This window comes from Lentzea sp., assembly GCF_036380075.1.
Lineage (GTDB): Bacteria > Actinomycetota > Actinomycetes > Mycobacteriales > Pseudonocardiaceae > Lentzea.
Genome location: NZ_DASVFL010000404.1, coordinates 1 through 4,405, shown reverse-complemented (window position 1 = coordinate 4,405; position 4,405 = coordinate 1). Strand labels below are relative to the sequence as shown.

Genomic DNA, 4,405 nt, shown 5'->3' with positions numbered 1-4,405 from the left:
GCAGATCACGTTGGCGTCGTTGACCTTCAGCGCGTCCTTGGTGCCGCTGACCTTGACGGTGCCGGTCTCGACGGTCTTCTGGTCGCCGACGATCTTGTCGGGCGAGATCTGGCCGGGGACGACGTGGTAGGTCAGGATCTTCGTGAGCAGCGCGTCGTCGGTCTTGAGCTTGTCGATCGTCGCGGCGTCGATCTTGGCGAACGCGGAGTCGACCGGCGCGAAGACGGTGAACTCGCCGCCGTTGAGGGTCGAGACCAGGTTGACCTTCGGGTTGAGCTGGCCGGACACGGCCTGGACCAGCGTCTTGAGCAGCGGGTTGTTGCTGGCGGCGGTGGCGACCGGGTCGGCGGCCATGCCCGCGACCGAGCCGGAGCCGGACGGGACCTGCTTCGCGTAGTCGGCACAACCGGGGCCGACGAGGTCCTTGGCCGGGTCGGCCATCGCCGACGTCGACGGCGCCATCGAGGACGACGTCATGGGCGCGCTGCTGCTGGAACCGCTGCTGGCCATGTCACCCGAGCCGCACGCCGCGCCGAACAGGGCGAGCGAGGCGGCGCCGATGGCGAGGACGGTGTTGCGGACGGTCTTGTTCATGACGGGACATCTCCAGGGGGTGTTCGGTTGGTATGCCGGTGATTCGCCGCCGCTCGCCGAGCGGATGGGTGCGGTTATCGACCCGTTACCAAAAGATCCGCGAACCCCACGCGACCAGCGGAAAACGACTCAGCGAAGTTCGATCACTCCACTGTGGACCTTGCAGCCTGTTCACTCCTCCGTGTCGGCAGGCACGTTCTCGATGAGAGCAATCCGCGGTGCGGACGGCAGCGAAGCACTGGCATCACGCACCTTCATCGACCCGAGTAGGGCTCCCCCATGCTGACCCTCGCACTGATCGGTCTGATCGGCGGTCTGGTCACCGGTATCTCACCGTGCATCCTGCCCGTCCTTCCCGTCATCTTCTTCTCCGGCGGCACGCAGAGCGTCCGCACGACTGCGGGGACCGGCGGTGGTGTGGCGGTGGCGGCCACACCGGCGTCACGCAGCCGGCCCTACCTCGTCATCGCCGGACTCGTCGTCAGCTTCAGCCTGGTCACGCTCTTCGGATCGCTGCTGCTGTCGGTGCTGAACCTGCCGCAGGACGTCCTGCGCTACGCCGGGATCGTCGTGCTGGTGCTGATCGGCATCGGCCTGATCGTGCCGCGCTTCGAGCAGCTGCTGGAGAAGCCGTTCACCTGGATCCCGCAACGCAACCCCGACGCGAGCCGGGGCGGCTTCACCCTCGGCCTCGCGCTGGGCGCGGTGTACGTGCCGTGCGCCGGGCCGGTTCTCGCCGCCATCACCGTCGCCGGTTCGACCGGCCGGATCGGCACCGAGACAGTCGTGCTCACCCTGACGTTCGCCGTGGGTGCGGCGATCCCGTTGCTCGTCTTCGCCCTCGCCGGTCGCCGCGTGGCCGAGCGCGTGCAGGCGTTCCGCAAGCGCCAGCGGGGAATCCGCATCACGGCGGGCGTCGTCATGATCGCGCTCGCGTTCGGGCTGGTGTTCAACCTGCCGCAGCTGCTGCAGCGCGCCATCCCCGACTACACCGCTTCGTTGCAGGACAAGGTGAACAACTCCGAGCAGGTCAAGAAGGCGCTCAACCTCAGCAACCTGGTCAACGACCAGAACAAGGACCTCGGCAAGTGCAGTGACGGCGGCACCGAGCTCGAGTCCTGCGGCACGGCACCGGACATCGCAGGCATCCAGCAGTGGCTCAACACCCCCGGCGGCCAGGCGGTCGACCTGAAGTCGTTGCGCGGCAAGGTCGTCATGCTCGACTTCTGGGCCTACTCCTGCATCAACTGCCAGCGCTCGATCCCGCACGTCACCGCGTGGGACAAGGCCTACCGCGACGCCGGCCTCCAGGTCATCGGCATCCACTCCCCCGAGTACGCCTTCGAGAAGGAACCCGCCAACGTCGCCGCCGCCGCGAAGAACTTCGGCATCACCTACCCCGTCGCCCTGGACAACACCCTCGACACCTGGACCAACTACCGCAACCGCTACTGGCCCGCGCACTACCTCATCGACGCCCAGGGCACCGTGCGGCACATCAAGTTCGGCGAGGGCGACTACCAGGTCACCGAGAAGCTCATCCGGCAGCTGCTCACCGCCGCCGACCCGAACGCGAAGCTCCCCCAGGCCACCGAACTGGCCGACGACACCCCCGTCATCGCCGACATCACCCGCGAGACCTACCTCGGCTCCACCAAGCGCGTGAACTTCGCCGGCACCGAGACCTACACCAGCGGCGAGAGGACGTTCCAGTTCCCCGAGAACCAGGGCACCGACAGCTTCGCCCTCTCCGGCGCGTGGACGCTCGGCACCCAGTCGATCACGCCCACCGGCGACTCCGGGCGGGTCAAGCTCAACTACCGCGCCAAGGAGGTGCGGATGGTGTTGTCCGGCAAGGGAACCGTCACCGTCCAGAACAACGGGAAGACCACGACCATCGAGGTCGACGGCACCCCGAACTCCTACCAGCTCGTCGCCACGCCGACGATCCAGGGCGGCTCGCTCACGACGACCGTGAGTGCCGGCGTCCAGGCCTTCTCCTTCACCTTCGGATGATCAGGAACCACACCGTGCACCGCGACGACGTCACCACAGACTCCTTCGACACCGCCGACAAGCCCGTCCTCGTGGACTTCCGGGCGCCCTGACCGCACCGCGCAAGCGCGCCGACATCCTCAAGGCGCTCTCCTCCTGGCTCTGAACACCAGCAGAGACGACGCGACCCCGACGGCCACCCAGGCGCCGGGGTCGTGTTGTGTCCGCGGTCAGGCCATCGGGATCTGGATGACCGGAGTCGTGGTCGGCGCGGCTGAGCCCCCGCTCGGTTCGACGGTCAGCGCGAGCGCCTGTGCGTTCGCGACACCGTCCGCCACCACGGGTTCACCGTTCAGCAGCCCGGCTGAACGCGGACCGCCGGGCTCGACCACCCACAGCTGGTAGGCCCGGTCCGACGGCAACGCCGGCAGGCCGTCGGCGAGGAACACCGCCTTGTTCCGGCTGGGCGACATCACCACGGTGCCGCGGCCACCCGTGGAACCGGCGTCGTTCAACAGCTTCGCGTCGGGTGCGTTGAGCAGGTCCGACACCTGGCCGTAGCCAGCAGTGGACTCCCGCAACGCCGTGAGCTCCTGACGGGCTTGCACCGCCTGCACTCCGACGACGACCGCGACGAGCACGCTCGCCGCCGCCGCGAGCACACTCCCCTGCACCAGCCGGCGGTTCCGCTTCGCGAGCACGACCACCGGCGCCACGGGAGCGGACGGCTCCGGGAACAGCTGCCGGGTGGCCGTCACGCCCGCGAGCACCTGAGCCCGCAGGTACGCCGGTGGCGCCTCCGCCGTCGACGCACCGATCGTGGCCGCGGTGGCCTGCAGCCCGGCGACCTCCTCGGCGCAGGTCTGGCAGTGCGGCAGGTGCGCCTCGAACTCCGCCCGTTCGGCGTCCGACAGGGCGTTCATCGCATAGGCGCCCGTCAGCGTGTGCACGTCCGCCGTGCTCACACCGCCACGCCCAAGCAGTCCCGGAGCCTGATCAGGCCGTCGCGCATGCGGGTCTTCACGGTGCCCAGCGGCACGTCGAGCAGGCTCGCCACCTCGGGATAGCTGTAGCCCTGGTAGTAGGCCATCAGCACGGACTCGCGCTGCAGCTCGGTGAGGAAGCTCAGGCACCGCCGGACCTTGCGCTGCTCCAGGCGTTCGGTGACCTGTTCCACGACCTCGTCGAACGGGGTCGGCACGTTCAGCGCCGCCACCCGTTCGTCCCGGTCGGCCGCCGACTGCGCGGAGCGCACGCGGTCGACCGCGCGGCGGTGCGTCATGGTGAGGATCCAGGTCATCGCCTTGCCCCGGTCGGCGTCGAACCGGCTCGCGGTCCGCCACACCTCGAGCATGACCTCCTGGAACACCTCCTCGGACTGCGCCTGGTCGCGCAGCACGCGGCGCACGAGCCCGAACACCGCACCCGACACCAGGTCGTAGAGCTGCCCGAACGCGGCCTCGTCACCGCGGGCCACCTGTGCCATCAGGTCGTCGGCGGTCGCCGCGACATCGCCGGATCCGCGCACCGCCGTCGCCTGCGCCTGATCTCGTTCCCGCATCGCGCTCCACTTCGCCACCCCCGACCTCCGGAAATCCCCGGCGGACATGGGATATCACCTGCTCGCCAGATCTCCGAATCGAAGTCCACTTTCGGGTGAACCAATCCGCGCCGTCCGCGGGTCCGAACCACCACCATGAAACGAGGAGACACCGCCCCGGACTTCACCCTGCCCGACGACAGCGGCGAGCCGCGCACGCTGTCCGACTTCCTGGCCACCGGTCCGGTGGCGTTGTTCTTCTACCCGATCGCGTCC

Annotated in this window: 5 protein-coding genes; 2 read left to right on the top strand and 3 right to left on the bottom strand. The window is 68.8% G+C overall.

Going from position 1 to position 4,405, the window contains the following annotated elements:
• The coding region (locus tag VF330_RS41585; protein ID WP_330857267.1) for a fasciclin domain-containing protein at positions 1-594 on the bottom strand (594 nt) is incomplete at its 3' end.
• 279 nt (positions 595-873) lie between these two features.
• Between VF330_RS41585 and VF330_RS41580 the strand changes: the two genes are divergently transcribed.
• Positions 874-2,610: a cytochrome c biogenesis protein DipZ gene (locus VF330_RS41580; protein WP_330857266.1), complete on the top strand. Its 1,737-nt coding sequence runs from the start codon at positions 874-876 to the stop codon at positions 2,608-2,610.
• A 209-nt stretch (positions 2,611-2,819) separates the two neighbouring features.
• Here VF330_RS41580 and VF330_RS41575 read toward each other — a convergent pair whose 3' ends face one another.
• Both VF330_RS41575 and sigK read right to left on the bottom strand, forming a co-directional pair.
• Complete coding sequence (locus VF330_RS41575; protein ID WP_330857265.1) at positions 2,820-3,554, bottom strand: anti-sigma factor; 735 nt, start codon at positions 3,552-3,554, stop codon at positions 2,820-2,822.
• Entirely contained in the window at positions 3,551-4,198 is a 648-nt protein-coding gene (gene sigK / locus VF330_RS41570) for an ECF RNA polymerase sigma factor SigK (RefSeq protein ID WP_414675550.1), read from the bottom strand. Before sigK ends, VF330_RS41575 begins: the two co-directional genes overlap by 4 nt.
• 87 nt (positions 4,199-4,285) lie before the next feature.
• On the opposite strand from sigK, the gene VF330_RS41565 reads away from it, so the two are divergent.
• Positions 4,286-4,405: redoxin domain-containing protein (locus tag VF330_RS41565; protein ID WP_330857268.1), on the top strand; the 120-nt coding region annotated here is incomplete at its 3' end.